General features: G+C 71.0%; 23 protein-coding genes and 1 pseudogene. 15 read left to right on the top strand and 9 right to left on the bottom strand.

From position 1 onward, the window contains the following. Window positions 1–7: 7 nt before the first annotated feature. Entirely contained in the window at window positions 8–316 is a 309-nt protein-coding gene (locus ACH4S7_RS15450) for an ArsR/SmtB family transcription factor (protein WP_398521662.1), read from the bottom strand. Window positions 317–377: 61 nt separating this feature from the next. On the opposite strand from ACH4S7_RS15450, the gene ACH4S7_RS15445 reads away from it, so the two are divergent. Then, entirely contained in the window at window positions 378–1,397 is a 1,020-nt protein-coding gene (locus ACH4S7_RS15445) for a zinc-binding dehydrogenase (protein ID WP_398521661.1), read from the top strand. Window positions 1,398–1,891: 494 nt separating this feature from the next. On the opposite strand, the gene ACH4S7_RS15440 is transcribed toward ACH4S7_RS15445, so the two are convergent. Beyond that, the gene (locus ACH4S7_RS15440; protein WP_398521660.1) at window positions 1,892–2,302 is read right to left on the bottom strand and encodes a RidA family protein; all 411 of its coding nucleotides are present in this window, start codon (window positions 2,300–2,302) and stop codon (window positions 1,892–1,894) included. Between the two features lie 76 nt (window positions 2,303–2,378). Between ACH4S7_RS15440 and ACH4S7_RS15435 the strand changes: the two genes are divergently transcribed. Next, window positions 2,379–2,762, top strand: a complete 384-nt coding sequence (locus ACH4S7_RS15435; RefSeq protein WP_398521659.1) for a winged helix-turn-helix transcriptional regulator — start codon at window positions 2,379–2,381, stop codon at window positions 2,760–2,762. A gap of 219 nt (window positions 2,763–2,981) precedes the next feature. On the opposite strand, the pseudogene ACH4S7_RS15430 reads toward ACH4S7_RS15435, so the two are convergent. Further along, window positions 2,982–3,152: pseudogene (locus ACH4S7_RS15430) on the bottom strand (helix-turn-helix domain-containing protein); the annotation flags it as partial. A gap of 152 nt (window positions 3,153–3,304) precedes the next feature. Here ACH4S7_RS15430 and ACH4S7_RS15425 point away from each other — a divergent pair. Further along, window positions 3,305–4,099, top strand: coding sequence for a polysaccharide deacetylase family protein (locus tag ACH4S7_RS15425; protein ID WP_398521658.1), 795 nt, complete (start codon window positions 3,305–3,307; stop codon window positions 4,097–4,099). A gap of 340 nt (window positions 4,100–4,439) precedes the next feature. Here ACH4S7_RS15425 and ACH4S7_RS15420 read toward each other — a convergent pair whose 3' ends face one another. After that, window positions 4,440–5,405 (bottom strand): hypothetical protein, encoded by a 966-nt coding sequence (locus ACH4S7_RS15420; RefSeq protein WP_398521657.1) that lies wholly within the window; start codon window positions 5,403–5,405, stop codon window positions 4,440–4,442. Window positions 5,406–5,739: 334 nt separating this feature from the next. Further along, the gene (locus tag ACH4S7_RS15415) at window positions 5,740–6,420 is read right to left on the bottom strand and encodes a GntR family transcriptional regulator (RefSeq protein ID WP_398521656.1); all 681 of its coding nucleotides are present in this window, start codon (window positions 6,418–6,420) and stop codon (window positions 5,740–5,742) included. A gap of 175 nt (window positions 6,421–6,595) precedes the next feature. Between ACH4S7_RS15415 and ACH4S7_RS15410 the strand changes: the two genes are divergently transcribed. The 8 genes from ACH4S7_RS15410 to ACH4S7_RS15375 all read left to right on the top strand — a co-directional run bounded on the left by ACH4S7_RS15410 (window position 6,596) and on the right by ACH4S7_RS15375 (window position 13,723). Beyond that, window positions 6,596–7,573 carry a phosphoglycerate dehydrogenase gene (locus tag ACH4S7_RS15410; RefSeq protein WP_398521655.1) on the top strand — a complete coding sequence of 326 codons (978 nt, stop codon included), beginning with the start codon at window positions 6,596–6,598 and terminating at the stop codon, window positions 7,571–7,573. Next, entirely contained in the window at window positions 7,573–8,400 is an 828-nt protein-coding gene (locus ACH4S7_RS15405; RefSeq protein WP_398521654.1) for a hydroxypyruvate isomerase family protein, read from the top strand. The genes ACH4S7_RS15410 and ACH4S7_RS15405 overlap by 1 nt, the downstream gene beginning before the upstream one ends. Further along, window positions 8,397–9,098 carry an aspartate/glutamate racemase family protein gene (locus ACH4S7_RS15400; protein WP_398521653.1) on the top strand — a complete coding sequence of 234 codons (702 nt, stop codon included), beginning with the start codon at window positions 8,397–8,399 and terminating at the stop codon, window positions 9,096–9,098. The genes ACH4S7_RS15405 and ACH4S7_RS15400 overlap by 4 nt, the downstream gene beginning before the upstream one ends. Continuing rightward, window positions 9,095–10,618 (top strand): 3-oxo-tetronate kinase, encoded by a 1,524-nt coding sequence (gene otnK, locus ACH4S7_RS15395; RefSeq protein ID WP_398521652.1) that lies wholly within the window; start codon window positions 9,095–9,097, stop codon window positions 10,616–10,618. Before ACH4S7_RS15400 ends, otnK begins: the two co-directional genes overlap by 4 nt. Further along, complete coding sequence (locus ACH4S7_RS15390; protein WP_398521651.1) at window positions 10,615–11,253, top strand: class II aldolase/adducin family protein; 639 nt, start codon at window positions 10,615–10,617, stop codon at window positions 11,251–11,253. Before otnK ends, ACH4S7_RS15390 begins: the two co-directional genes overlap by 4 nt. A 95-nt stretch (window positions 11,254–11,348) precedes the next feature. Beyond that, window positions 11,349–12,062: a substrate-binding domain-containing protein gene (locus ACH4S7_RS15385; RefSeq protein WP_398521650.1), complete on the top strand. Its 714-nt coding sequence runs from the start codon at window positions 11,349–11,351 to the stop codon at window positions 12,060–12,062. Between the two features lie 60 nt (window positions 12,063–12,122). Then, a complete protein-coding gene (locus tag ACH4S7_RS15380) occupies window positions 12,123–13,472 on the top strand; it encodes a TRAP transporter large permease subunit (RefSeq protein ID WP_398521649.1) in 1,350 nt (449 codons plus the stop codon). An 11-nt stretch (window positions 13,473–13,483) separates the two neighbouring features. Next, window positions 13,484–13,723, top strand: a complete 240-nt coding sequence (locus ACH4S7_RS15375) for a hypothetical protein (RefSeq protein ID WP_398521648.1) — start codon at window positions 13,484–13,486, stop codon at window positions 13,721–13,723. A 322-nt stretch (window positions 13,724–14,045) separates the two neighbouring features. Here the strand turns inward: ACH4S7_RS15375 and ACH4S7_RS15370 are convergent, their stop codons facing one another. Beyond that, window positions 14,046–15,689 carry a histidine decarboxylase gene (locus tag ACH4S7_RS15370; protein WP_398521647.1) on the bottom strand — a complete coding sequence of 548 codons (1,644 nt, stop codon included), beginning with the start codon at window positions 15,687–15,689 and terminating at the stop codon, window positions 14,046–14,048. 622 nt (window positions 15,690–16,311) lie between these two features. Continuing rightward, entirely contained in the window at window positions 16,312–18,282 is a 1,971-nt protein-coding gene (locus ACH4S7_RS15365; RefSeq protein WP_398521646.1) for an amino acid transporter, read from the bottom strand. Window positions 18,283–18,793: 511 nt separating this feature from the next. Between ACH4S7_RS15365 and kdpF the strand changes: the two genes are divergently transcribed. The 4 genes from kdpF to ACH4S7_RS15345 are packed head-to-tail and all read left to right on the top strand — an operon-like array spanning window position 18,794 to window position 23,349. Further along, a complete protein-coding gene (kdpF, locus tag ACH4S7_RS15360) occupies window positions 18,794–18,883 on the top strand; it encodes a K(+)-transporting ATPase subunit F (RefSeq protein ID WP_398521645.1) in 90 nt (29 codons plus the stop codon). Between the two features lie 7 nt (window positions 18,884–18,890). Beyond that, window positions 18,891–20,555 carry a potassium-transporting ATPase subunit KdpA gene (gene kdpA / locus ACH4S7_RS15355; protein ID WP_398521644.1) on the top strand — a complete coding sequence of 555 codons (1,665 nt, stop codon included), beginning with the start codon at window positions 18,891–18,893 and terminating at the stop codon, window positions 20,553–20,555. Continuing rightward, window positions 20,552–22,657: a potassium-transporting ATPase subunit KdpB gene (gene kdpB / locus ACH4S7_RS15350; RefSeq protein ID WP_398521643.1), complete on the top strand. Its 2,106-nt coding sequence runs from the start codon at window positions 20,552–20,554 to the stop codon at window positions 22,655–22,657. Before kdpA ends, kdpB begins: the two co-directional genes overlap by 4 nt. 5 nt (window positions 22,658–22,662) lie before the next feature. Beyond that, a complete protein-coding gene (locus tag ACH4S7_RS15345) occupies window positions 22,663–23,349 on the top strand; it encodes a potassium-transporting ATPase subunit C (RefSeq protein WP_398521642.1) in 687 nt (228 codons plus the stop codon). A 350-nt stretch (window positions 23,350–23,699) separates the two neighbouring features. Here ACH4S7_RS15345 and ACH4S7_RS15340 read toward each other — a convergent pair whose 3' ends face one another. Together ACH4S7_RS15340 and ACH4S7_RS15335 are read right to left on the bottom strand one after the other, a co-directional pair. Next, window positions 23,700–24,344 (bottom strand): maleylpyruvate isomerase N-terminal domain-containing protein, encoded by a 645-nt coding sequence (locus ACH4S7_RS15340; RefSeq protein ID WP_398521641.1) that lies wholly within the window; start codon window positions 24,342–24,344, stop codon window positions 23,700–23,702. 73 nt (window positions 24,345–24,417) lie between these two features. Continuing rightward, window positions 24,418–25,341 (bottom strand): NAD(P)-dependent oxidoreductase, encoded by a 924-nt coding sequence (locus ACH4S7_RS15335; RefSeq protein ID WP_398521640.1) that lies wholly within the window; start codon window positions 25,339–25,341, stop codon window positions 24,418–24,420. Window positions 25,342–25,426: the final 85 nt, after the last annotated feature.

Below are 25,426 nucleotides of genomic sequence, written 5' to 3'. Positions count from 1 at the left end.
GTGCGGCCTAGAACACGTCGCGCAGGGTCGTCAGGAGGCGGGCGATGTTCGCCTCGTCGCGGCGGTAGTAGGTCCACTTGCCCCGCCTGGTGGCGACCACCAGCCCTGCCTGCCGCAGCGTCGTGAGGTACTGCGAGGTGGTTGGCTGGCTCAGACCTGCACGCTGCTGGATGTCGGTCACGCAGACGCCGATCTCGACGTCCTCGGGCTCCTGGCCGGGGAAGCTCATGGGCTCCTTGAGCCACACCAGCATTTGGCGGCGGGCCGGGTTGGACAGGGCCCGGAACACAGTCAGCAACTCCGCCTCCGAGAACACGCGCTCATCCTAGCCCAGTCACATATTGACGATTTGAAATATGTCAATCTATGGTGGCCGCATGTCTACTTCGATGCGTGTGATGGAACTCGTCCGCTTCGGTGACGCGGACACCGCGTTCGCCGCCCGAGACCTGCCCAAGCCCACTCCCGGTCCCGGCCAGGTGCTGGTGCGCGTGGAGGCCACATCCGTGAACCCCCTCGATCTGCAGACCCGGCGCGGCGACTACCGCGACCAGGTGGCACTGCCGGCGGTGATCGGCAACGACGTGTCCGGCGTCGTGGTCGAGACCGGCCCGGGGGCGGACGACTTCCAGTCGGGTGACGAGGTCTGGTACCTGGCGCCGGCCTTCGCCGGGCCGGGCGCCTATGCCGAGTTCCACGTGGTCGACCAGGCCCTGGTCGCCCGCAAGCCCGCACGGTTGTCGCACGTCGAGGCCGCCGGTCTCGGGGTCGTGGGCGTGACGGCGTGGGAGGCGCTGGTCGAACGCGCCGCGGTGCGGGCCGGGGAACGGGTCCTGGTGCACGGCGGAGCGGGCGGAGTCGGCTCCGCCGCCATCCAGGTCGCCGGCGCGCTCGGGGTCGAGGTGGTGACCACCGCGCGGTCGAAGGATCACGAGTTCGTCACCGGCCTTGGAGCCGACCACGCGATCGACTTCTCGACCGGTGACTACGTGCCGCAGGTCCGCGCGCTGGGCGGGGTGGACGTCGTACTGGACACGGTGGGCGGGGACACCCTCACCCGCAGCCCGGAGGTCCTCACCGACCGGGGCCGCGTGGTGTCCATCGTCGACATCCCCGAACCGCAGAACCTGCTCGCCGCGTGGGGCGTCAACGCGACCTACCACTTCCTCTTCGCCAGCCCCGGCCGGGCGAAGTTCGAAGCCCTCGGCCGCCTGGTCGACCAGGGCAAACTCCGGCCGGTGATCGGCGCCGTGCTCCCGCTGGCCGACGTCGCACAGGCCCACACCCTGTTGGAAGCCGGCTCTGTCGGCGAGGGTCGCCGACGCCCCCGCGGCAAGATCGCCATCGCGGTGCAGTCCCTGGACGAGCCCCCGCACCGGACGACGTCTTCGTCGTGAGCGACCCAGCCGCTTCGGTCCGGGACGGCTGTCAGTCGCCGGTGCGGCCGGCCTCCGCCTCGCGCGAGGCTCCCCATGATCAGAGCCCGTCTCCGTGCGAACAGCTCCCGGTAAGGGCAGGGTCCGCACGGGGAGTCATGGCAAGCCGGGTCGCTGAGCGTGGTGGCACGGGTGGTGGTCGTCGGTGTGGAGGCGACCTGCAGAGGTCCTCGGCACATCTGAAGCAGGGGCGCACGTACGCCCGTGCACCGAGCGGGGTGCGGTTCATTGACCGTTTCATGTTGGGGGCGGACGATCATTTCAGGCCCTTCGCCCTCCGAGGCGCCACAGCGCACTCACGGTTGGTGCCGGTCCTGATCCGCGACCCGAGGTCGTGACGGCCGGAGAGGGGGCACCGGACGGATCGGTTGCGGAGGTGTCCGATCCATCCGGCCCGTCGTCGTCCCTTCACTCGGCTGTGAGGAGGCGGGTTCAGGCGGCACGTGCCGAAGGGATCAGTCCAGGAGTGCGGTCGCCTCGACCTCGACGAGGACGTCCGGCTCGAAGAGGTACTCGACGCCGATGAGCGAGGCCGGAGGCATGGGAAGCCGGAGGCCGATCTCGTCGGCGACGGCCTCCACGCCCGTCATGAAGTCGCCGATCTTCTCCGGGCTCCACCGGGTCACGTAGAACGTCAGACGCAGTACGTCCGCGAATGACGCTCCCGCGCCCGCCAGCCCGATGGCGGTGTTGCGCAGTGCCTGGGCGACCTGCCCGGCCAGATCGCCGGGTGCGACCTGGGATCCGTCAGCCTGGCGGGCGACCTGGCCGCTGACGTGGATGTGCTTCGACCCGGTGCCCACGGCGACGTGGTGGTACGGGGTCGGCTGCAGCATGCCCTCCGGGGTGAAGTGCTGAACGGTCATGGTTTCTCTCCTCCGAAGTAGGTATCTGTAAGCTACCTAGTGGAAGGAAGACACTTCAACGAGACCAGGTTTCGCCATGGATACCGAGGACGAACTCCGCATCGACGCCCCGCACCGCGAACTGCTCGACCAGATCCTCGACAAGTGGTCGCTCAGCGTCCTCAACGAACTCTGCGAACGCCCCTGCCGCTTCAACGAACTACGCCGGGCCATTCCCCAGGTCACACAGAAGTCGCTGACCACCACGCTCAGGCGGCTCGAACGCAACGGCGTGGTCGAGCGCGAGGTCGTCTCCACCCGCCCCGTGGCGGTCAGGTACCGGATCACCCCCCTCGGCAAGACCCTCCGGCACCCCGTCGACGTGCTGCTGGCCTGGGCCGCACAGAACATGCCCGCCATCGAACGGGCCCGCGAAGGCTTCGACGCGCGGGAGGAGGGGGTCCGGCCGGCGTCGAGGTGAGCGGATCATCCGGCCGCCAGCAGGCGCCGCCCCGGCTGGGCCGCGTCCAGCGACTCCGACTCGCCCAGCGGGGACAGGAACGGGCGCAGGTGTTGCAGCGCGAGCCGAGTTCCTCGCGCATCGCCGCCTCGGCCGACCCTTCGTCCTCCGGCACCGGGGCCTCCACCGTCGCAGCCGTGACTGCCCGGCGCTCCGCCGTCTCCCGCCCGCGGTCCCGGGTCAGACGCAGCCGAAGCCGCGTACGGTCTGCACGTACACCGGCCGGCGCGGGTGGGTCTCGATCTTGGCGCGCAGTCGTGTCACACAGGCGTCGACGAGTCGGACGTCCCCGTAGAAGGCGTACTCCCAGACCTGCTCCAGAAGTTGTTGCCGGCTGTGGACCCGGCCCGGGTGCCATGGGCGGTGCTCACTTCTCCGTCCGCTCGATCCGGGCGAGGCGTGTTCGACCAGGATGTTCGAAGGGCATGACGCTTGTCCTCGCGCTTCATGGCGAAACGATGACAACCGGTCGTTGCCGGTCAATGCCCGGTTCTGTCGGAGACATGAGCGACAGCACACACAGCAGCCGGCGTGCCCGCACAGTCCGACGGACGGTGGTCACCACCGCCGCGGTCCTGGTTCTGGCAGGTACGGCCGCCATCACGATGACGGTGGACTCGAGCGATGAGGCAACCAGCGGCACGGCGGCGGGCTCGAGCGCGGCCGCCGCTCCCGCCCTGTCCACACCCACCGTGGACACGGCCATCGTCCGGGAGTCCGAGGACGCCGGGAAGACGGTGAACCTCACGCTCGACGACGGCCCCGACCCACGCTGGACCCCCCAGGCACTGGAACTGCTGAAACGGCACAAGGCCCGCGCCGTCTTCTGCGTGACCGGCCCGAACGCCGCCGCCCACCCCGACCTCGTCAAGAGGATCGTCGCCGAAGGCCACCGACTGTGCGACCACTCGGTCAGCCACGACACGGCCATGGACAAGAAACCTGTCGCCTACCAGCAGAGGGAGATCCTCGACGCCAAAGAGATGATCGACCAGGCATCGGGCGGAGCCCGCATCCGGTACTACCGCGCCCCAGGCGGCGCCTTCACCCCGCCAAGTCGTCAGATCGCGGCTGCTCACGGAATGCGGAACCTCGGCTGGAACGTCGATCCCGGCGACTTCCGCCAGCCCGGCGCCGAGACGATCGTCCGCGCGGTGAAGAACCAGATCTCCAAAGGGCCGACGATTCTCCTCCACGACGGGGGCGGGAACCGGGCCCAGACGATCGAGGCCATGGAACAGCTCCTCCCTTGGTTCACCGAGCAGGGCTACGCCTTCAGCTTTCCCCGGGCCGAGTAACGCTCCCGCACCGCGCCCCTCGCCCCCGCGGGTCCGAAGCCGTCGGCTGTACGGATTCGGGTTGGACCGCACCGGAACCGTCGCACGCACCCCCGGCTGTACCGACAAGCACGGCACGGACGCTGCCGCGGTGACCAGGGCTCTCGCGACGTATGCCGGCTTGTCTCTCCGTACGTGACGACACGACGACAGCTCTCCCGGTCGTCCCCACGGCCGGTTCCGCTGGAGTCATGAACAGGAAGGACTCCTCCTCCCGCAGCCGGCGCCGGTCGGTCCTGATCTCCTACAGCCTCTACCTGTGGCACTGGCCCGCCCCGCCCTGGTACAGCCCTGCCGAGCGCTACCGGCTGGTTTCCGGGCTGGTGGTGCGGGCGTGCCAGAAGACCGCGGTGGTGGCCGCGGCGGTGACGGCCGCCAGGATGATGAGCGCGGTCGTGGTGGCGGTGTCGGGGGAGGTCAGTGGCTGGGCGCGCCTGGCCTGCCAGGTGAGGATCAGGGTGAGGCCGAGGAGGCCGGCCGCGGCGATCCAGACCAGGGTGGTGCGGTGGCGTGGGCCGAGGACGCGGGGGCCGAGGGTGAGGAGCAGTCCGAGTACGGCCAGGGCTTGGACGGCGTGGACGCCGACGAAGTGGGGGACGCGCAGGTCGCCGGCGGTGGTGCTGAAGTTGGTGATCGGCATACCTGGTCCGCCGTCCGGTCGGCCGACGGTGTGGGCGCCGACGAGGGGCATGCCGTGGCCGCGGTCGGCGGCGGCCTCCTGGAGCGGGGTGGGGGTGACCATCAGGGTCGCGGTGGCCATGCCCACGACCACGAGGATCAGGCCCAGCCGCAGTGCCCAGGCCAGGGCGGGCGGCTCCACCCGCTGCCACAGCAGCAGCCCGATCGTGAGCAGGGTCATCAGCGTGACCAGGGAGATGACCACCAACGCGGTCAACGTCAGGTTGTTGAGGGCGCCGGTGGTGAAGTTGAAGTGGCTGGTCGTTCCGGCCGCCGCCGCCCGACAGGCCCAGGCCACCTCCAGGACCACACCGATCGCGGTGACCCAGGAGATCAGAGCGACCAGGCGCGGCCGGCCCCGGACGAAGGTCAGCAGCCACATCAGAGTGAGCGCGTAGAGACCGAAGGAGAACGCGAACCGGGCCGGTTTCGCCCAGGCCGGCTGCCCGGTGATCTCCCGTGGATCCACGACCAGCCCCACCAGCGCGGCCACCGTCGTCAGGCCCAGGAGGATCCCGGCCCCGGCCAGCGGTGGGTTGACCGCCCACGCCCGCCGAAGCAGTCCCCGGGGGCCGTACGCCTCTGCCACCGCTGTGTTCCTTCCCGTCACGCGAACCGTCACCTGCTCGCATGATGGGACGGAACCGTCCCGGAACGCGGCCCGCCGGCCCGCGCACTCACTCACCCGTGGCCCGGTCACGGGCCATCCGGCCCACCCGGTTCCGGCCCACCCGGTTCCGGCGTGTTCGGGCGGAAGGGGCGCGGGCTCTGTCCACCGCCTCCGGGTCGCTGCCAGTACCGCGGGCCCCGCGACGGGTGTCGGCGGTGAGTGCCATCGAGCGGAGCCGGGGGAGCGCCGAGCTGTTCGGGCGCGGGCGGGCCGAGTGGGCCGAGTGGGGCCGGCGTCCGGTGCCGAAGGGGGATCAGTGGCCCGCTACGGCCTGACGGTCCCTCAGTGCGCGCACCTTGGCGTTCTCGATGTGCTGCCGCATCCTGTCGGCGGCGCCCTCGGCGTCTCCGGCGGCCAGCGCCTCGTGCACGGCGGTGTGGTCGTGCGCGGGTGACTCCGCGTCGGAGGAGCCGAGTTCGGTGAAGAGCCGGAAGCGCTGTACATGGCCGCTCAGTGAGCGGTACGCCGACTCCAGGAAGGGGTTGGCCGACTGCTTGGCGATCAGGAAGTGGAAGCGTTCGTCGGCCGACAGGTAGGCGCGCACCGAGGTGGGGCCGTCTCCCGCCGCGCAGCGCCGCAACTCCTCGATGCTGTCGGCGACGTCCTGGAGGAACTCGGGGGTGGTCCGGCGGCCCGCCTCGTAGGTCAGGGCCGGCTCCAGCACCAGGCGTGCGTCCATCAGCTTGATCAACTCGGTCTCGCTGAAGAGCGGGGCGACACGGTAGCCCTTGAGTGCCTCGCGGCGTACCAGCCCGGTGTGTTCGAGTCGGGCGAGGGCTTCGCGCAGCGGAGTCTGGCTGACGTTCAGCTCGCGGGAGAGCGCTCCGATGTTGAGTGGCTTGCCCGGTGACCAGAGTCCGTCCATGAACTGCCCGAGCAGCACTTCGTACATCTGGTCGGCCAAGGGTTGCCGATCGGACGGGCGCCTAGCCATGCGAGTCTCCTTCGTCGCCCGATGGTAGCGCGCGGCCCCTTCCTTCCTGATCACCCGCGGCCACCGCTATAGCGTTTAGTGAAATCCTATACTATTGTCCGGAGCGCCATTGAACGCGCCAACGCAGAGGACCCTCATGACACAGCCGCCGAAGACAGGTGCGCCCCGTGTACTCGTGACGACGCCGTATCTCGAACCCGGCGGCGCGGTCGACCGGGCGCTCCGCGACGCCGGTCTGGAGGTCGTCTTCGCCCGGCGCGCGGACCGGGAGGCCACCGGGCGCACGCTGGCGGAATACATCGCCGGCGCGGCGGGCGTCGTCGCCGGTACCGACCCCTTCACCGCAGAGGTCATGGCGGCGGCACCCGGACTGAAGATCCTCAGCCGCTGTGGCGTCGGCTACGACAACATCGATGTCGAAGCCGCGACCCGGCAGGGCGTCGCGGTCACCATCACCCCGGGAACCAACCGGATATCCGTCGCCGAACACGTTCTGGCCCTGATGCTGAACTGCGCCCGTCGCATCCCGCAGAACCTCGCCGCCGTGCGCGGCGGCGACTGGACCCAGCAGAGCGGCCGGGAACTGCACGGCACGACGCTCGGCGTCGTCGGCCTCGGCTCCATCGGTAAGACCGTCGCCCGCGCGGCACTCGCCCTCGGTATGAGGGTCGTCGCCCACGACCCCTGGCTCGACCAGGACTTCCTGGACGAGACCGGCGTCGAGGCCCGCCCCCTCGACGGCGTACTGGCGGAAGCGGACTTCCTCACCCTCCACATCTCCCTGGACGACACCACCCGACATCTGATCGACGCCGCCGCGCTGCGCCGAATGAAGCCCGACGCCTATCTGATCAACACGGCGCGGGGTGGAGTCGTGGACGAGGACGCCCTCGCCGACGCGGTCGAGGCGGGCCGGCTGGCGGGGGCCGCGCTGGACGTGACCGAGCACGAACCACTGCCCGCCGACAGCAGGCTGCGCGCGCTCGACAGCGTCCTGGTGACCGCGCACATCGGCGCCGCCACCGTCGAGGCCCGTGCCAGGTCCGGCGCCCTGGCCGCCCGGCAGGTGATCGACGTGCTCGCCGATCGCGCCCCCGAGCACCTGGTCAACCCCGACCGCGCGAGCGCCGCGGCCGGCGCCGGAGCACGCTGATGCGGGCGCCGAACGGACTGCGCTTCGACGCCAACCTCAAGTGGCTGTTCACCGAGGTCCCCTTCGAGGAGCGGTTCGACGCCGCAGCCGGAGCCGGCTTCACCGCCGTCGAGTACGCCGACCCCTACCCGTACCCGGCCGCACAATTGCGCCGGCGCCTCGCCGACGCGGGACTGCACCAGGTACTGATCAACGCACCGATGGGCGAGCCCGGTTCACCGGAGTGGGCGGGCGTGGCCTGTCTGCCCGGCCACGCCGACCGGTTCCGCGCCGACCTGGAGCGCGGCCTCGACTACGCGGTCGAGCTCGGCTGCGACCACCTGCATGTGCTGGGCGGAGTACGGCCGGCCGGAGTCAGCCACGACCGTGCCTTCGCCACCTTCGTCACCAACCTCGCCTGGGCCGTGGAACGAGCCAGGGGCACCGGGGTCTGCCTGGTCCTGGAGGCACAGAATGGCCGTGACGCGCCCGGCTTCCTGCTGGACACCCAGGCGCGGGCCGCCGCGGTCGTCGAGGCGCTCGACGGGGACGGGATCGGGCTGCTCTTGGACCTCTACCACGTACAGGTCCAGGAGGGGGACCTCGTCTCGACCCTGCGCGAACACCTGCCCCGGGTCCGGCACATCCAGATCGCCGACCCGCCGGAACGGACCGAGCCGGGCACCGGTGAGATCTCCTGGCCACGTGTCTTCGGCACGCTGCTGGACGCCTCGTACCCGGGCTGGATCGGCTGTGAGTACCGCCCGACCGACGGCACGGTGAACGGTCTCTCCTGGCTCGCCGAACAAGCCGGAACAGCCGTGAACGCGACGGCGGGAGCCCGATGAGCGGGGGAGCGGCACACCGGGGCCGCGCACCGAGGATCGCACTGATCAGCGCCACCCCCACGGCCATCGCCCCGGCGGTCGCGGGTCTGGCCGAGGAGTTCCCGGCGGCCGAGCCCTGGAACCTGCTGGACGACCGGCTGCTGCCCGACGCGCCCGACGACGGCCCGCTGCCGGCTGACCTCGTCGACCGGATGCGCCGACTGATCGGTTACGCCCTGGCCGGCGGGGCCGACGGAGTGCTGCTGACCTGCTCGCTCTACGGACCCGTCACCAGCACGGTCGAGACGCCGGTCCCGCTGCTGGCGCCCGACACGGCGGCCTTCGAACAGGCGCTGGGGTCGGCATCGGCGGGCGGCGGCCGGGTGCTGGTCCTCGCCTCCTTCGAGGCCGCCATGCGGGACTCGGTAGCCCGCTTCTCGGCCGCCGCCGCGGCGGCCGGCTCGGCGGTGGAACCGATCGGAGTGGTCGCGCCCGACGCCTTCGACGCAGCCCGCGAGGGGGACACCGCCGCGCTGTCCGACGCCCTGCGGAACGCATGCCTGCCACATATCGCCGGCGCCGACGCGGTACTGCTCGCCCAGTACTCACTGGCACCCGCCGCCGCGACGCTGTCCACCGCGCTGGGCGTGCCCGTCGTCTCCGGCCCGCAGGCCGCGGCCGTCGCCCTCCGCTCCGCCCTCACCGGGAGACCCCTATGACCGAGTACCGAGAGAGTCACCACCCCGCTGACCGGGGCCGGGTCACCGCACCGCTCGGAGTCATCGCCGACGACTTCACCGGCGCCACGGACGTCGCGGTGGCACTGCGCCGCGCCGGACTGCGAACCCTGCTGTTCTTCGGCGTGCCGGACGGTACGAGTGCGCCGGACGGTGTGGGTGCGCCGGACGGCACGAGGGTGACGGACAGTACGGGTCTGTTGGACGGTACGGATGCGCCGGACAGTACGGGGGTGTTGGGTGGTACGGGCGAGGGGGCGCACGGCTCCCACCCGGCCCGGCTGCCCGCGCACGACGCGCTGGTCGTCGCGCTGAAGAGCCGGATGGTGCCCGCGGCCGACGCGGTCGCCTCGTCCATGGGCGCGCTGGAGTGGCTGCGCGGACAGGGCTCTGGGCAGATCTACTTCAAGTTCTGCTCGACCTTCGACTCCACCCCGCGCGGCAACATCGGCCCGGTCCTGGACCGACTGGCCGAGGCCACGGGCGCCGCCACCGTGCCGCTGACACCGAGTTCACCGGAACACCTGCGGACCCAGTACCAGGGCTGTCTCTTCGTCGACGATGTCCTGCTCGGCGCATCGCATATGCGCGACCATCCGGTGACCCCCATGACCGACTCCCATCTGCCCGGACTGCTGCGTGCCCAGACCCGCGAGCGGGTGGAGCTGATCAGGCTCGGGACCGTACGGGAGGGCCACGCGGCGGTACGCGCCGCACTGGCGGACGCCGGGGCGCGTGGCGTGCGCTACGTGCTGGCCGACGGGATCGACGAGAGCGATCTGCGCACACTCGGCCGGGCCGCCCTCGGCGCACCGCTCGTCGCGGGCGCGGCCGGACTGGCCGCCGGACTGGCGCACGCATACGCCGAGGAGCGCGCCGGCCACCCGCCGGACACCGACCACACACGCGACGCCGGGCGGGACGGGACCGGCGCCGGCGAGAAGGCCGCGGACACCCGGGAGGCACCCGGCGGACCGGCCGCCGTGCTGAGCGGGAGCTGCTCCCGCCGCACCCTGGAGCAGCTCGCGGCACTCGCCGACGCGGGCCGGCCCGGATACCTCCTCGACCCGGTGGCCACACCGGATCCGGTGGCACTCGCCGACGCCGCACTCGCCTGGTACGACGCATTGCCCGCAGGCGCGGGCGCACCCGTCCTGTACTCCTCGGTCGCCCCCGAACGGCTCCGTGAGATCCAGCGGTTGCTGGGTGTGGAGCGGTCGGCCGCCGTGCTGGAGGAGACGACGGGGCTCGTCGCGGTCGGGCTGGTCGAACGCGGGGTGCGCCGACTGGTCGCCGCCGGGGGCGAGACCTCCGGCGCCGTCGTCGCCGCGCTCGGGGTCACCGGCGCACACGTCGGCGCGGAGGCCGCGCTCGGGGTGCCCTGGATCCATCCCCTGGGCGGCCGCCCCCTGGCGCTGCTGCTCAAGTCCGGCAACTTCGGCGGCCCCGGCCTGCTCCTCGACGCCTCCGCGTCCCCCGCCGGGCGGGAGGACACCGGATGAGCGGGCGTGGCGACGACGTCGAGCGGGACCGCCTCATCACCACCGCGCGGGCCATCGCCGCCCGTTCGCTGACGCACGGGAGCACGGGCAATGTCTCGGTGCGCGCCGGTGAACACATCCTGGTTACGCCCACGGGGTCGAGTCTGGCCACCGTACGCGCCGGAGAACTGTCGGTCATCGACACCGACGGCGTCCAGGTGTCCGGCCCCCGGCCGTCCAAGGAGGCGTTCCTGCACGCCGCGATGTACCGCGCCAGGCCGGGCGCCGGTGCCGTGGTGCACACGCACTCCACGCACGCCGCGGCCGTTTCGTGCCTGGACCGGGTCGACCGCCAGGATGTCCTGCCGCCGCTGACCGCCTACTACGCGATGCGCGTCGGCACTCTCCCGATGCTGCCGTACTTCGCCCCCGGCGACAGCGGGATGGCCGCCGCCGTCGAAGCGCTGGGCCGCGAGCACGCCGCGCTCCTCCTGAGCAACCACGGGCCGGTCGCCGCCGCCCCCGACCTGGAACGCGCGCTGGAGATGGCGGAGGAGATCGAGGAGACGGCGAAGCTCTTCCTGCTGCTGCGCGGCGCCCGCACCCGACCGCTGACGGCGGCCCAGCGCGGTGCGCTGCACCCCTCTCCCCACTGACCCACCCCCCGAAACACCCTGGGGATACCGAACGGACACCGCGGGACTCCTTCCCCGGCCAGCACCCGTTCCCCCACCCTTGTGAAAGGACGAAGATGTCCGCGGAAATACCGCACACCGTGTCGCTGTTCAGCGCTCTGGCGGTGAAGAAGGCGCTCGATGACGTCGTACTCACGGCGTTCACCGAGAAGACCGGAACCACCGTCGACGGGGTCTACGACCCGACGAACGTGCTGTTGCGGAGGATCGAGGACGGTGCCCGACCGGAGGTCATGGTCGCGGTGACCGGCGCCTTCCCGGCGCTGTGCGAGGCGGGGGTGATCGACCCGGCCTCGGTGCGGAGCATCGCCCGGGTCGGGATCGGCCTGGCCATGCCGCCCGGCGCCGAGCCGCCCGCCATCGACACGGTCGACGCACTGATCGCCACGCTCTGCTCGGCCCGCTCGGTCGCCTACTCCCGCACCGGGGCCAGCGGGGTCCACTTCGCCGGGCTGCTGGAGCGGCTCGGCATAGCGGACGAGGTGAACGCGCGCGCCACCGTCGTGGAGAAGGGCTTCACCGCGCTGGCCGTGGTCGACGGCCGGGCCGATCTGGCCGTACAGCAGATGAGTGAGCTGCTGTTCGTGCCCGAGGCCCGGGTGGTCGGACCGCTGCCGGACGGGGCCCAGCACTTCACCGAGCTCTCGGCGGCGCTGGGCACCGCGGCCACCGAACGGCCCACCGCCCGCGCCCTGCACACCTTCCTCACCGGGAAGGAGGCGGGAGATGCGTACCGGAGAGCGGGACTGGAAGTGCTGCCACTGGATTGAGCCGTACACGGCCGAGGGCCCGCCCGCCCTCCCCCGTCCCACCAGCCGGGGGCGATGCCGGTGAACGCGATACTCGCACTGGTCGCCTTCATCGGGGCCATCATCGTGTGGAACGTGGGAGTCAAACGCAATATCGGCGAGGCCATGGTCATCGGCTTCCTGGTCAGTGCCGCGTTCGCCGGCACGGATGCGCCGCGCGTCGCCTGGGAGAGCCTCCTGGAGGGGCTGCAGTCGGAAATCACCTTCGCCGCCCTGGCCTTCGTCTTCGTCAGCGAACTGCTCACGAGAACGGGGCTCGTGCAGCGGATGATCGACATCCTCAGCTCGATGCTCGGCCGCCGCGAAGGCGGCTCCGCCTACGCGGCGACGGTCTCGGCCGGTCTCTTCGGCGCCGTCGCCCACAACGGCGCGGCGATCGTGGCCACCGTCGGATCCATCACCATTCCCTGGATGAAGCGCTCCCGGGCGAGCGGTGAGACCGCCGCGCTGATCCTTTCCGGCAACGCGGGCGTCGGCGCCACCTTCCCGTTCAGCGGTGCCTTCTTCATCCTGCTCGCAGCGCCGACCGTACTGCCGGTCCTCCGGGCGGAGGACGTGGTCGGCACGATCTTCGTGGTGGGCGCCTGGATGGTCGCGATGCGGCTGGTCATCGCCTATGTCATCGTCAAACGGCGGGGCGTGGGCGCGATGGCGCCGGAAGACATCCATCCGCTGCGGCAGTCCTTCGCGGCCGGCTGGACCTCGCTGATCGTCCTGGCCGCCATCGCGGTGCCGATCGTGCTGACGGCGTCGCCGACCAGCGATCTCATCGGCGACCGGCTGGGGGGACTCGACGTCTCCGACGCCGTGCCACTGCTGGTCTGGCTGCCGGTGGTGATGCTGCTCGCCGGAGTGGTGGTCGAGCGGCGGGCGCTGCCACGCGGCGGCGGTGAATGGTGGACTCTGCTGTCGGAGATCAGCCCCAAACTCGGGCTGATCGGCGTCACGATGATCTCGGCCTTCGCCGCCTCCAACGTGCTGAACACCCTGGGGATCGGCGACCAGCTCGCCCCCTACCTGGAGCGACTGGAGGGCGTGCCGCAGATCGTCGCGGCGCTCGTCGTCGGACTGATCGTGGTGATCGTCGCGGGCCCCCTCAACACGACCTCCACGCTCGCGGCCGTCGGGCCCGTCGCCTTCGCCGCGCTGACGGCGGCCGATGTTCCGCCGTACATCGCCTTCGCCGCCATCATCGTGTGGGCCTCGTCCGAGGGCTGCTCGCCACCGGGCGCCGCACCGCTGTACGTGGCCGCGAGTATCGCCTCCATCAATCCGGTGCGGATCTTCGTTCCGGTGACGCTCTACTACCTCCTGCCCTCCTACGTCATGGGCGTACTGATGGTGCTGGGCGCGATATGGATCCCCGGATGAGGAGTACGAGGATGTACACGATCTGCCTGAACGCCTCCCGCGTTCTCGTCGCCCTCTTCCTGATCGGCGGGATTGTGGTGGTCCTGGGCCAGACAGTGGCCATCGCCGTCGGCTCCGCCCGGCTGATGACGGGTTTCGGCACCGATGTCGCCAACGTCGTCTGCATCCTGGCCGGTCTGGCGGGCGTCTTCGCCTTCCTGCTGCTCTATACGGCGGAGGGGAAGGAGAAAGCGGGGGAGTGGGAGGAGTGAGACGACCGGACCTGCCTGGTGGCTGACCAGAAGGGTGAGCAGTCCGGCTTTCGGGCCGGTTCGGGTGCTGGTGACCACCAGCACCCGAACCGGCCCGCGTCAGCGCGGGCGCGGGTCCGGCAGTTCCTCGGGCGCGGGCAGCAGGGCGGCGGTGAGCGAGGCGGGAGAACGCCCGCACCGAACGGCCCCGCTTTCCCCCGGCCCCTCTCGTGCAGGCCCCTGCCGGACGGGCCGCCGAGCCCCTGCCCGAGGGTGCGGAGCCGCCAACTGCCCTGACGGCAGTGCTCGGTGGTCGGTGGCGGCCGCCCGGTGGTGCCGGGGGTCACTGGGGGAGTGGTGGCCTCTCGGCGTCGCGCTCGGCGGAGCGGTCGAAGGCACCGGGGCCGGCGAGGTCGTCGAGGAGTTCGTCGATGAGTTCCTGGGTGACGTGGGGCATGACGTAGACATGGCTGTAGTCGTGGCGGCGGCCCCCGCGGTTGAGGGGGACGCAGGCCAGGGTGTACTTCTGGGCGATCTCGGCCCGGGGCTGCTGGAACCAGACGCTGAGCGCGTGGTCGCCGTGTCCGACCTCGATGCCATCCTCTGCCCAGGGCTCGCCGCGTTCTTTCAGCAGGTCGCTGAGGTTTCGGAGGCGGTCGGCCGTGTACTCGGCGATCCGCAGGACCTCGGCGGCCTGGCGTACCTGCTGTTCCTCGCTGAACTGGGCGAGGTGGTTCCACATGGCCAGCGAGGCGAATCCGCTGCGGGAGCCGGCGAAGGTGCTGTCGGGGGAGGAGACGACCGCCGGGTCGGACGGCGGGCGCAGCTTGGACCCGGCGCGGGACATGTAGATCCCTGTGGGGACGGGCGCGCCGGGGTATTTGTGGCCGCTGGTGACGATCGAGGACACCTCGGGGATCCGGAAGTCGAAGACCGCGGGCGCGGTCTCGATGAGTCCGGTGTCGCGGGCCTTCTCCAGATAAGGGGCGTAGGCGCCGCCGAGGGCTCCGTCGACGTGGATCCAGTAGCCGTTGCGGACGCTGACCCGCTCGGGGGCGTCGGGGTCGAAGCGCACGCCACGGTCGACGAGGCCATGCCGCTCGAAGACGGGGCGCAGGCGCTCGCAGGCGCCCTGGACATCGTCGTAGGCACCCTTGAAGACGCTGCCGACGTTGAAGTTGACCAGGACGGGGTGGCCCTTGGCCGCGAAGAAGTCCACGAGGGCGACCAGGGCGTCGACGTCGACGGTGCCCGGCCCCTCGTCCCCGCCGGTGGTCGGGACCCCGCCGAGCGGCCATCCGTGGTAGGTCTGCGTCCCGGTGCCGGCCAGGTCGACGGGGCACTCGCCCGGGTAGAGGCTTCCGCCCAGGTCGTAAAAGGTCGGGATGTCCAGCACCCGCATGGCCTTGATGTGTGAGTAGTGGGTCTCCTGCGAGAAGAACGCCACCGGGGTGTACGCGTTGGGGTTGTCGTCGGGGTGTTCGGCCCGGATGTACGACGTGCGACAGCTCGCTTCACCGGAGACCTCATCGCGGACCAGGGCGTTGCCGTCGAGGTAGTCGCGGGCGTTCCACATGGCGTACAGGTTGCCCTCGGTACTGCCCATGGACAGGACATAGCCCCACCCGTCCTCGTCCCTCGGGCGGGCCGGGTCCCGGGGTAGCGGGGCGTGCCACAGACGGGCGTAATGCTCCAGAACCGCCCGCTCCAGCCACCGCGAATGCAGGCTGTAGTTACTGTCGACGAACGGGTCCCCGACGTTGTTGATGTGGTAGCCCAGGAACCGCCCGAGGGCCGCATGGCCACCGAGTGACAGATTGACCTGGTATCCCAGTAAACGCCCGCGCTGCTCGCCGAGGTACTCCTCCAGCCTGTTGAGGACCGTGGTCCGCTGTTCATCGGTGTACGCGTCGGTGCCCAGCCGGTAGTCGTCGTCGGTGGGCGTGGAAGGCGCAGCCGGGGGCGTTTCGGGGTGCTCTGCGATCATTTCGCGTGTCCGTTTCTGAGCGGGCCCACGCAAGGGTGGCCGCGGACCGGGTTCGCGTCCGGACGGCCGTGGCCTCGGGAGCTGCTCGGCTCCAGGAGATGGGACGGTCTGCGGAAGCTCCGCCGCCCGCCCGCCCGGTCCGTCTGCACAGGCCAGAGGGCGGAACGGCTCGCACACCGTGAACAGCGCAACAGTGGTCAGAAGGACCACGGGGTCGCCTCCGCCGGTGCTCTCCGCGCCATCAGAATATGGACCTCATCCACCCTCAACTACCGTTCTCTGTATGTTTAATTACTTTCAATCCTTTCAGGTGAATAAGAGGGTTATCGGTATCCCGCGAGAGTGATTCCGGGGTCTGGAGTCGACGCACGGTCGGATGTCCCGCGTATCCGGGGGCGCCGGATACGCGGGACTTCTCACTCGTACTCCCGGGAACGGCTCCGCCGCCCCGGTCCCGGTGTCAGGTCCCGGTCGGGAAGTGGTTGAACGCGATGCCGTTGGTGAGGGAGGTGATGTCCTTCTGCACCCCGTCGATCCGACATAGGTGCACTCCAGACCGCCCGCCTGGGCGCCACCTTTTGGTGACAGGTACGCGATCAGCCTCGGCCGGACACTCCGCGCCTCACCCCACATGGACCCGCGGCCGGCGTTCCGGATCCGGTTCCGCCCTGCGCAGGACCTCCCGGGTCACCGGGGCCACCTCACCGTCGCCGAAGATCAGGAATCGGATCAGGTGCCCCACGGGCGGCCCCTCCGTCCAGGTGAAGTAGGCGTGCGGGATCTCCCCCGTACGGTCGCGGATCTCCAGCAGCACCGCCGCTATCGCATTGGGGACCGTCGCGCCCTCCACCCGCAGTCGGCGGACGCCGTACTTCTCGTCGCCGTGGACCACCAGGTCCGCCGTGAAGTCCGATGAGTCCTTCACGAACACCTCCATGAACAGGACCCGCCCGCCGCGCGGGATGTGCGCCTCCTGGCGTTGGCTGTACTCCTTCATCCGGTACTCGGCCGTGCTGTGCTCCGAGGGTTCGTTGGCGACGATCCGCACGGTCCCCGCCGCCGCTGCCTCATCGATGAACCGGGCCGCGGTGGCGTCGAAGCTCACCTCGGCCGCGCGCAGCTCGAAGGCGCGGTGCACCCGCGAGGCGAAGGACGTCACCAGGATCGCGAAGATGAAGAGCAACGCGATCTTGAGGCCGTCCGGGCGCTCGATGACATTGGCGACCAGGGTGTAGCAGAAGACCGCGGTGATCACTCCGAAGCCGGTGGCCGCCCGGCGGTGTCCGCGGCGGCGCACGGCGACCGTCGAGGCGAAGGCCGCCGACAGCATCAGGACCAGCACGCCCGTCGCGTACGCACCGCTCTGCTTGTCCACGCTCGCGTCGAAGTACCAGGTGATGCCCGCCGCGATGGCCACGAAGACCAGCACCAGGGGGCGCACCGCCCGGGTCCACTCCGGGGCCATGCCGTAGCGCGGCAGGAACCTCGGCACGAGGTTGAGCAGTCCGGCCAGCGCGGAGGCGCCCGCGAACCACAGGATGCAGATGGTCGAGACGTCGTAGCAGGTGCCGAAGACCTCGCCGAGGTATTCGTGCGCCAGATAGGCCAGCGCCCGGCCGTTCGCCGCGCCGCCCGCCTTGAACTCCTCCTGGGGGATCAGCAGTGTCGTGGCCAGGCTGGACAGCAGCAGGAAACCGCTCATGATCAGGGCCGCGGTGGTGAGCAGCCTGCGGGTGTCGCGGATGCGGCCCGCCGGCCGCTCGTAGGTGTCCGACGTGTCGCCCTTGATCTGCGGCATCACCGCCACACCGGTCTCGAAACCGGACATGCCGAGCGCGAGCTTGGGGAAGACGAGCAGCGCGATGCCGACCATCACCCAGGGGGAGGAGTGTTCGGCGGTCATCGCGCCCCACCAGTCGTCGATCACCACCGGCTCTCCCGCGACCTGGACGGCCGCCGTCGCCAGGACCACCAGATTGAGGGCGAGATAGACGGCGACGAGGGGCACGGCTACCCCGATGGCCTCCCGGAAGCCCTTCAGGAAGACCGCGCCGAGCAGTCCGACGAGCGCCAGGGTGATCCACAGGTTGGTGCCGTGCAGCCAGTGGGGTGCGTACGGGTTCTGCACCACATGCGCGGCGGCATCGGCGGCCGAAAGGGTGATGGTGATGATGAAGTCGGTCGCGGCGAACCCCAGCAGCACGAGGACCAGGATCTTCCCCGGCCACCAGGGCAGCAGCCGCTCCAGCATGGCGATCGAGCCCTCGCCGTGCGGTGACTCCCGGGCCACCCGGCGGTAGACCGGCAGTGCGCCGAGGAGGGTGAGCGCGAGGAGGACCAGGGTCGCCAGGGGGGAGAGCAGACCGGCCGCCAGCGCCGCGATGCCGGGTTGGTAGCCGAGGGTGGAGAAGTAGTCCACACCGGTCAGGCACATCACCCGCCACCAGCGGTGGCCCCGGTGGTCGGCGGGCGGGTGGGCGTGTGGTCCGGGGTGGCGTGCGGTCTGTTCGCTCAGGCCCTGGAGCAGCCAGGCACGGCAGCGGCCGTCCGGGCCCCCGGGGCGGGGACCGGGGGTGGCCGGGGTGCCGGTCATGGGAGCGCTCCCTGTCGTGCCGGGTGAACGGACCGTACGGCGGTCCGGTCCGGTCCGGTCCCGTCCGGTGCCGGTGCCGGTGCCGGTGCCGGTGCGTACGGGTGTCCGGGACCGCGGCGGCGGCGGGGTACGGATGCCGCCTCCGCCCCTGAGCCGGTGGGGCTCCGACCCCGGGCCGGTGGGGCTCCGACCCCGGACCGCCGGGGGCCTCCCACCCAGGGGCCGGTGAGCCTCCGCGCTCCCGGGTCGGTGGACCTCCGCCCATCCTCACCCGGGCGCCCGCCCTCGGCAGCCCGTACAGGAAGCGTCAAGAGCGTCCACGACGCCGTAAGGGACACGTCAACGAATGCCGTGGACCGGCTGAAAAGGGGTTTCCTCGAAACGTCCGAATCCGACAGGTCCGAACAGGTCCGAATCCTCAGGAGCTCACGATGGCCGATGTGGCCTTCGTCGTCACCACGATCGCGGTGTTCGCGCTGGTGGCTCTCGTCGCCAAGGGGGTGGCAAAGCTATGACTGCCGAGAACGTCGTCGGTCTGATCGTGGCCGTCGCCCTGCTGGGCTATCTCATCCTCGCCCTTCTGTACCCGGAGAGGTTCTAGCCCGGATATGAGTTCCGTACTTGCCGGTGTGCTCCAGCTGCTGGCGCTGATGGTCGCGCTCGCCCTGGCCTACCGCCCACTGGGCGACCACATGGCCCGTGTCTACTCCTCCGACCGGCATCTGCGGGTCGAGAAGTGGATCTACCGGGCCGTCGGCGCCAACCCGAACACGGAGATGCGCTGGCCCGCCTATCTCCGGGGCGTCCTCGCCTTCTCCGCCATCGGTGTCCTGTTCCTCTACCTGCTCCAGCGGCTCCAGGGCTCGCTGCCCGGCTCGCTCGGCTTCCAGTCGATCGACCCCGACCAGGCGTTCAACACGGCCGCCTCCTTCGTGGCCAACACCAACTGGCAGTCGTACTACGGCGAGCAGGCCATGGGCCATGTCGTCCAGACCGGTGGCCTGGCGGTGCAGAACTTCGTCTCGGCCGCGGTCGGCATCGCCGTCGCCGTGGCCCTCGTCCGTGGCTTCGCCCGCTCCCGCACCGGTGAGCTGGGCAACTTCTGGGCGGACCTGGTCCGTGGCGTGGTCCGGATCCTGCTGCCGATCTCGGTGATCGCCGCGATCCTGCTCGTCGCCTGCGGCGCCATCCAGAACTTCGCCGGCATCCACGAGGTCGGCCAGTTCACCGGCGGCGCCCAGGAGTGGAACGGCGGCGCGGTCGCCTCCCAGGAGGCCATCAAGGAGCTGGGCACCAACGGCGGCGGTTACTTCAACGCCAACTCCGCCCACCCCTTCGAGAACCCCAACGGACTCTCCAACCTGCTGGAGATCTTCCTCATCCTGGTCATCCCCTTCGCCCTGACGCGCACCTTCGGTCAGATGGTCGGCAACGTCCGGCAGGGGTACGCGATCCTCGGCACGATGGTCGCGATCTGGGTCGGGTTCTCCGCGCTGATGATGTGGACCGAGTTCGCGCACCAGGGCCCGGCCTTCGACCTCGCGGGCGGGGCGATGGAGGGCAAGGAGAACCGGTTCGGCGTCGGCGGTTCGTCGATCTTCGCCGTGGCCACCACCCTCACCTCCACCGGCGCGGTCAACAGCTTCCACTCCTCGTACACGGGCTTCGGCGGCGGTATCACCATGCTCGGTATGCAACTGGGTGAGATCGCGCCCGGCGGTGTCGGCTCCGGTCTCTACGGAATGCTCATCATGGCCGTCATCGCGGTGTTCATCGCGGGTCTGATGGTCGGCCGCACCCCGGAGTACCTCGGCAAGAAGATCGGCACCCGCGAGATCAAGTTCGCGGCCTGCTACATCCTGATCACCCCCGCGCTGGTGCTCTCCTTCACCGCGGTGGCGATGGCCCTGCCCACGCCCGGTGACTCCATGACCAACTCGGGCGCCCACGGCTTCTCCGAGATCCTGTACGCGTACACATCGGGGGCCAACAACAACGGTTCCGCCTTCGCCGGGCTCAACGCCGACACCCAGTGGTTCAACAGCACCATCGGTCTGGCGATGCTCCTCGGACGGTTCCTGCCGATGGTCTTCATCCTGGCGCTCGCCGGCTCGCTGGCCGAGCAGAAGCCGGTCCCGGCCACCTCCGGGACGCTGCGGACCGAGAAGCCGCTCTTCACCGGCCTGCTGGTCGGCACCCTCCTCATCATCACCGGTCTGACCTACTTCCCGGCGCTGGCGCTGGGTCCGCTCGCCGAAGGGCTCGCGTCATGAGCACGATCACTCCCACCCGGGCGCCCCACTCGGACGTGCCCGCCGGGCATCCGGCCGGGGGCGGGCGGGTCGGCGGGGGCCTCTTCGCCCCCCGACAACTCCTCACCTCGTTCCCGGCGGCGCTGCGCAAGCTCGACCCCCGGATAATGATCAAGTCGCCGGTGATGTTCGTCGTCCTGGTCGGCTCGGTCGTCACCACCGGGCTGGCGATCAGCGATCCCGGCGACTGGTTCGGCTGGGCGATCACCGGCTGGCTCTGGCTGACCACCATCTTCGCCAATCTGGCGGAGGCGGTCGCCGAGGGCCGCGGCAAGGCGCAGGCCGACACCCTGCGCCAGGCCAAGACCGACACCGTCGCCCGGCGGTTGACCGGTACCACCGAGGAGCGGGTGCCCGGCACCGAACTCCGCATCGGGGACCGGGTCGTCTGCGAGGCCGGCGACATCATCCCCGGCGACGGCGATGTCGTCGAAGGGGTGGCCTCGGTCGACGAGTCAGCCATCACCGGCGAGTCCGCCCCCGTCATCCGCGAGTCCGGCGGCGACCGTAGCGCCGTCACCGGTGGCACCAAGGTGCTCTCCGACCGGATCGTCGTCACGATCACCACCAAGCCGGGCGAGACCTTCATCGACCGGATGATCGCCCTGGTCGAGGGCGCCGCCCGGCAGAAGACGCCCAACGAGATCGCGCTCAACATCCTGCTCGCCTCGCTGACCGTCGTCTTCCTGCTCGCCGTGGTCACCCTCAAGCCGTTCGCCGACTACGCGGGCGCCGATGAGCAGACTTCGCTGATCGTCCTCGCCGCGCTGCTGGTCTGCCTGATCCCCACCACGATCGGGGCGCTGCTGTCGGCGATCGGCATCGCGGGCATGGACCGGCTCGTCCAGCGCAATGTGCTCGCCATGTCCGGGCGGGCCGTCGAGGCGGCGGGCGACGTCTCCACGCTGCTGCTCGACAAGACCGGCACCATCACCCTCGGCAACCGTCAGGCCGCCGAATTCGTCCCGGTCCCGGGCGTCACCGCGGCCGAACTCGCCGACGCCGCCCAGCTCTCCTCGCTCGCCGACGAGACCCCCGAGGGCCGCTCGATCGTCGTCCTCGCCAAGGAGAAGTACGGGCTGCGCGAACGCCACCAGGGCGAACTGGCCGACGCCGAGTGGATCACCTTCACCGCCCAGACCCGGATGTCCGGTGTCGACATCGACGGACGCCGGGTACGGAAGGGGGCCACCGCCTCCGTCGTCGCCTGGGTCAGGGAGCGCGGCGGCACGGTCTCCGACGACGCCGACCGGGTCACCGACGCCATCGCCGGAGCCGGCGGCACCCCGCTGCTGGTCGCCGTCGAGGACGCCGAAGGGGCGCGGGTCCTCGGGGTCGTCCACCTCAAGGACGTCGTCAAGGAAGGGATGCGGGAGCGGTTCGAGGAACTGCGCCGGATGGGCATCAGGACCGTCATGATCACCGGCGACAACCCGCTGACCGCCAAGGCCATCGCCGAAGAGGCCGGGGTGGACGACTTCCTCGCGGAGGCCACCCCCGAGGACAAGATGGCCCTCATCAAGCGGGAACAGGCGGGCGGCAAGCTGGTCGCGATGACCGGCGACGGGACGAACGACGCGCCCGCGCTGGCCCAGGCGGACGTGGGCGTGGCGATGAACACCGGTACCTCGGCCGCCAAGGAGGCCGGGAACATGGTGGACCTCGACTCCAACCCCACCAAGCTGATCGAGATCGTGGAGATCGGCAAGCAACTCCTCATCACCCGGGGGGCGCTGACCACCTTCTCCATCGCCAATGACGTCGCCAAATACTTCGCCATCATCCCGGCGATGTTCGCGGTGGCCTATCCCGGCCTGGACACGCTGAACATCATGCGGCTGGCCTCGCCCGAGTCCGCGATCCTCGCCGCCGTGATCTTCAACGCGCTGATCATCATCGCGCTGGTGCCGCTCGCCCTGCGCGGTGTGCGCTACCGGCCCACCACCGCGGACCGGCTGCTCCGCCGCAACCTCACCGTCTACGGCCTCGGCGGACTGATCGCCCCCTTCATCGGCATCAAGATCATCGACCTGCTCCTCTCCCTCATCCCAGGCATCGGGTGACGACCATGAACACTTCCGTACGCAATACGGGCCGGCTCCTCGCGGCGGCGCTGCGGGCCCTCCTCGTCCTCACCGTCGTCTGTGGCGTCCTCTACCCGCTCGCCGTCACCGGTGTCGCCCAGACCCTCTTCCGCGACAAGGCCAATGGTTCGGAGATCGAGTCCGACGGCCGGGTCGTCGGCTCCTCGCTCATCGGCCAGAGCTACCACCTGCCGAAGAAGAACCCCGACGACCCGGAGGAGGCGCCCCGGCCTGACCTGACCTGGTTCCAGCCGCGCCCGTCCAACGGCCTCGGCTCCAACAGCGTCAACACCCAGTACTCGCTGATCCTCTCCGGTGCGACCAACCGCTCCGGGGACAACGCGGAGCTGATCCAGTGGGTGAAGGACGCCAAGGCCGCCGTCGTCGCGGACAACTCCACGGCCACCCACCGGGTGGACCCGTCGGACGTGCCGGCCGACGCCGTCACCTCCTCCGGCTCCGGCCTGGACCCGGACATCTCCCCGGCCTACGCGAAGCTCCAGGTCCACCGGGTCGCCGAACGGAACAAGCTGCCCGTCGAGCGGGTGGCGAAGCTGGTCAGGGAGCACACCTCCGACCGGATCCTCGGATTCATCGGCGAACCCCGCGTCAACGTCCTCCAGCTCAACATCGCGCTGCGGGAGCTGGGCGGGACGACGGACCGGCCGTGACCGCCCCCGTACCGCACGGCACCGCCCCGCGGTCCCGGGAGCGCGGTCGGCCGATCGGTCCGGCGAGCCCCGCCACCCGGACCGACTGACCCGACCGACGGCCCGGTCACCTGCCCCACCCGGCAGGTGACCGGGCCGTTTCCGCGTCCTGTCGCGGGGCCGTACGGGTACGGGGGCGGCGGCCCGCACTCATACGCGGGCGGCGGTACGGGAGCGGGCGGCGACCTGAGCCCGTGGGCGGGCGGTACTTGAGCGGGCGGCCATGTCCGCCCCGTACCCGCGCGGTGCGGGAGCGGGAAGCCGCCGCCCGGGCCGGTCAGCGCGCCGTGGTGGCAACCGGCCCGGGGGTGTCAGCCGGTCGGGCCGGCCGGGGGTCGTACGGTCCCGTCCCACCGCCACTCCGCACGGCGGGGGAGCCCCGGCAGCGCCCCGCGGCCGGGGCACCACAGCAGGGTGTCGGCGGGAGGGTGCCCGTGCGGCGCGTCCGGGAAGAGACGGTCCAGCACGGCGGCGGCGAACTCGGCCGGCGGCGCCCAGGGCAGGCCGAGCCCCCGGGTGATGTCATAGGTGTGGAGGGTCAGTTCGGCGACCCCCATCGCCGCGAATCCGGCCGCGTCCGCGTGCCCCCACGGATGCCAGGCCCGTACCCCCGCGGGTGTCTGCCGCACGGTGCCGGTGAGGAGCGCCGCGGCGATCCCGACACCCTCCAGACAGACGCCGACGGGGGCCTGTTCGTCCAGGGACGCGAAGAGGGAGACATAGCGGTCGGTGGGGCGGGCGACGAGCAGGCCGGCGTAACCGACCAGCCCGAGCGCGAGGTGGTCCAGGGTCCGCCGACAGCTCCAGTCGACGTCGCCCGCCGGGCGCGACCAGTCCTCGGCGCTCCCCGCGGCGAGGGCGCCCAGACAGCGGGCGGTCGCGGCGGTCAGCAGCTCCGGCCAGGGCGGGGCGCCGGTGCCGGGGGCCCGGTGCGGCGCGTGGTCGGTCGGGATCACGACTGTCCGTTCTGTCGTACGGGTCGGGCGGGTTGTCCGGTTCGGGTGGGGCGCACAGGTCGTACGGGGTGGGTCATGCGCCGCCCTCCGGCTTCCGCAGCACCTCGATGAGGCTCGCGTAGCTGTCCCGGCCGTGCCCCCGCGCGCTCGCCCGCTCCATCGTGGCCCGCAGCAACTCGGGCAGTGCGGTGTCGACACCGCTCGCCTCCGACGCGTGGATCAGATGCCCGATCGCCGCGATCTGTACGTCGACGGTGGCGTCGTCCCCCGGGTAGTGACCGGCATCGACCTGCGGCGCGTAGGTCGAGAGGAAGCCGGTCACGGCGGACAGCCAGCGGATGGCGACCGCGGTGAAGTCCGTGGCCGGGGCCGCCTCCGCGCCGACCAGCGCCGTGCCGTGCAGCCAGCCGGTCATCGTGGACCACATCAGCCCGAGCAGCGCGGCGTCGAAGAGGGAGGCCAGACCGGGGTCGGCGCCGAGGTACAGCGGGTCGCCGAACGCGCTGAGGGCCGGGCGGTGGGCCTCGAAGACAGCTCGCGGGCCGCTGAAGAGGATCATCATCCGGGGATCGCCGACCCCCGGCGGGGTGGTCATGATCGCGCCGTCCAGATAGTCGGCACCCCGGGACCCGGCCCAGGCCGCCGTCGCCCGGGCCTGCTCCGGGGAGCCCGAGGTGAGGTTGACCAGGGTCTTGCCCGCGAGGGATCCGGAGGCGTCCGCGAGGACCGTGTCCAGGGCCGTCTGGTCCAGTACACAGGCGATGACCAGCGGGCTGGCGGCGATGGCCGCGCCGGCTGTCGCGGCCGGCCGGGCGCCGCGCTCGACCAGCGGTGCAGCCTTCTCCGCCGAGCGGTTCCAGACGGTGGTCGGGTGCCCCCGTTCCAGCAGGGCGGCGGCGAGCGCCGAGCCCATCGCGCCCAGTCCGATGACGGTGACGGGCGCCGGGCCCTGACCGGTCCCCACTGAGGAGGAGGCGGCGTCGGGAAGGGGGTTCATGGCATGGCTCCTTCGGCCCCGGTCGGGGCGGTGGTGATCGGATGACGATCACCCTCGCAGCGCGCGCCGACCGCCAGAAGTGACC

This window comes from Streptomyces sp. NPDC020965 (assembly GCF_044333555.1).
Lineage (GTDB): Bacteria > Actinomycetota > Actinomycetes > Streptomycetales > Streptomycetaceae > Streptomyces.
This window is presented reverse-complemented; position numbering and strand designations above follow the sequence as displayed.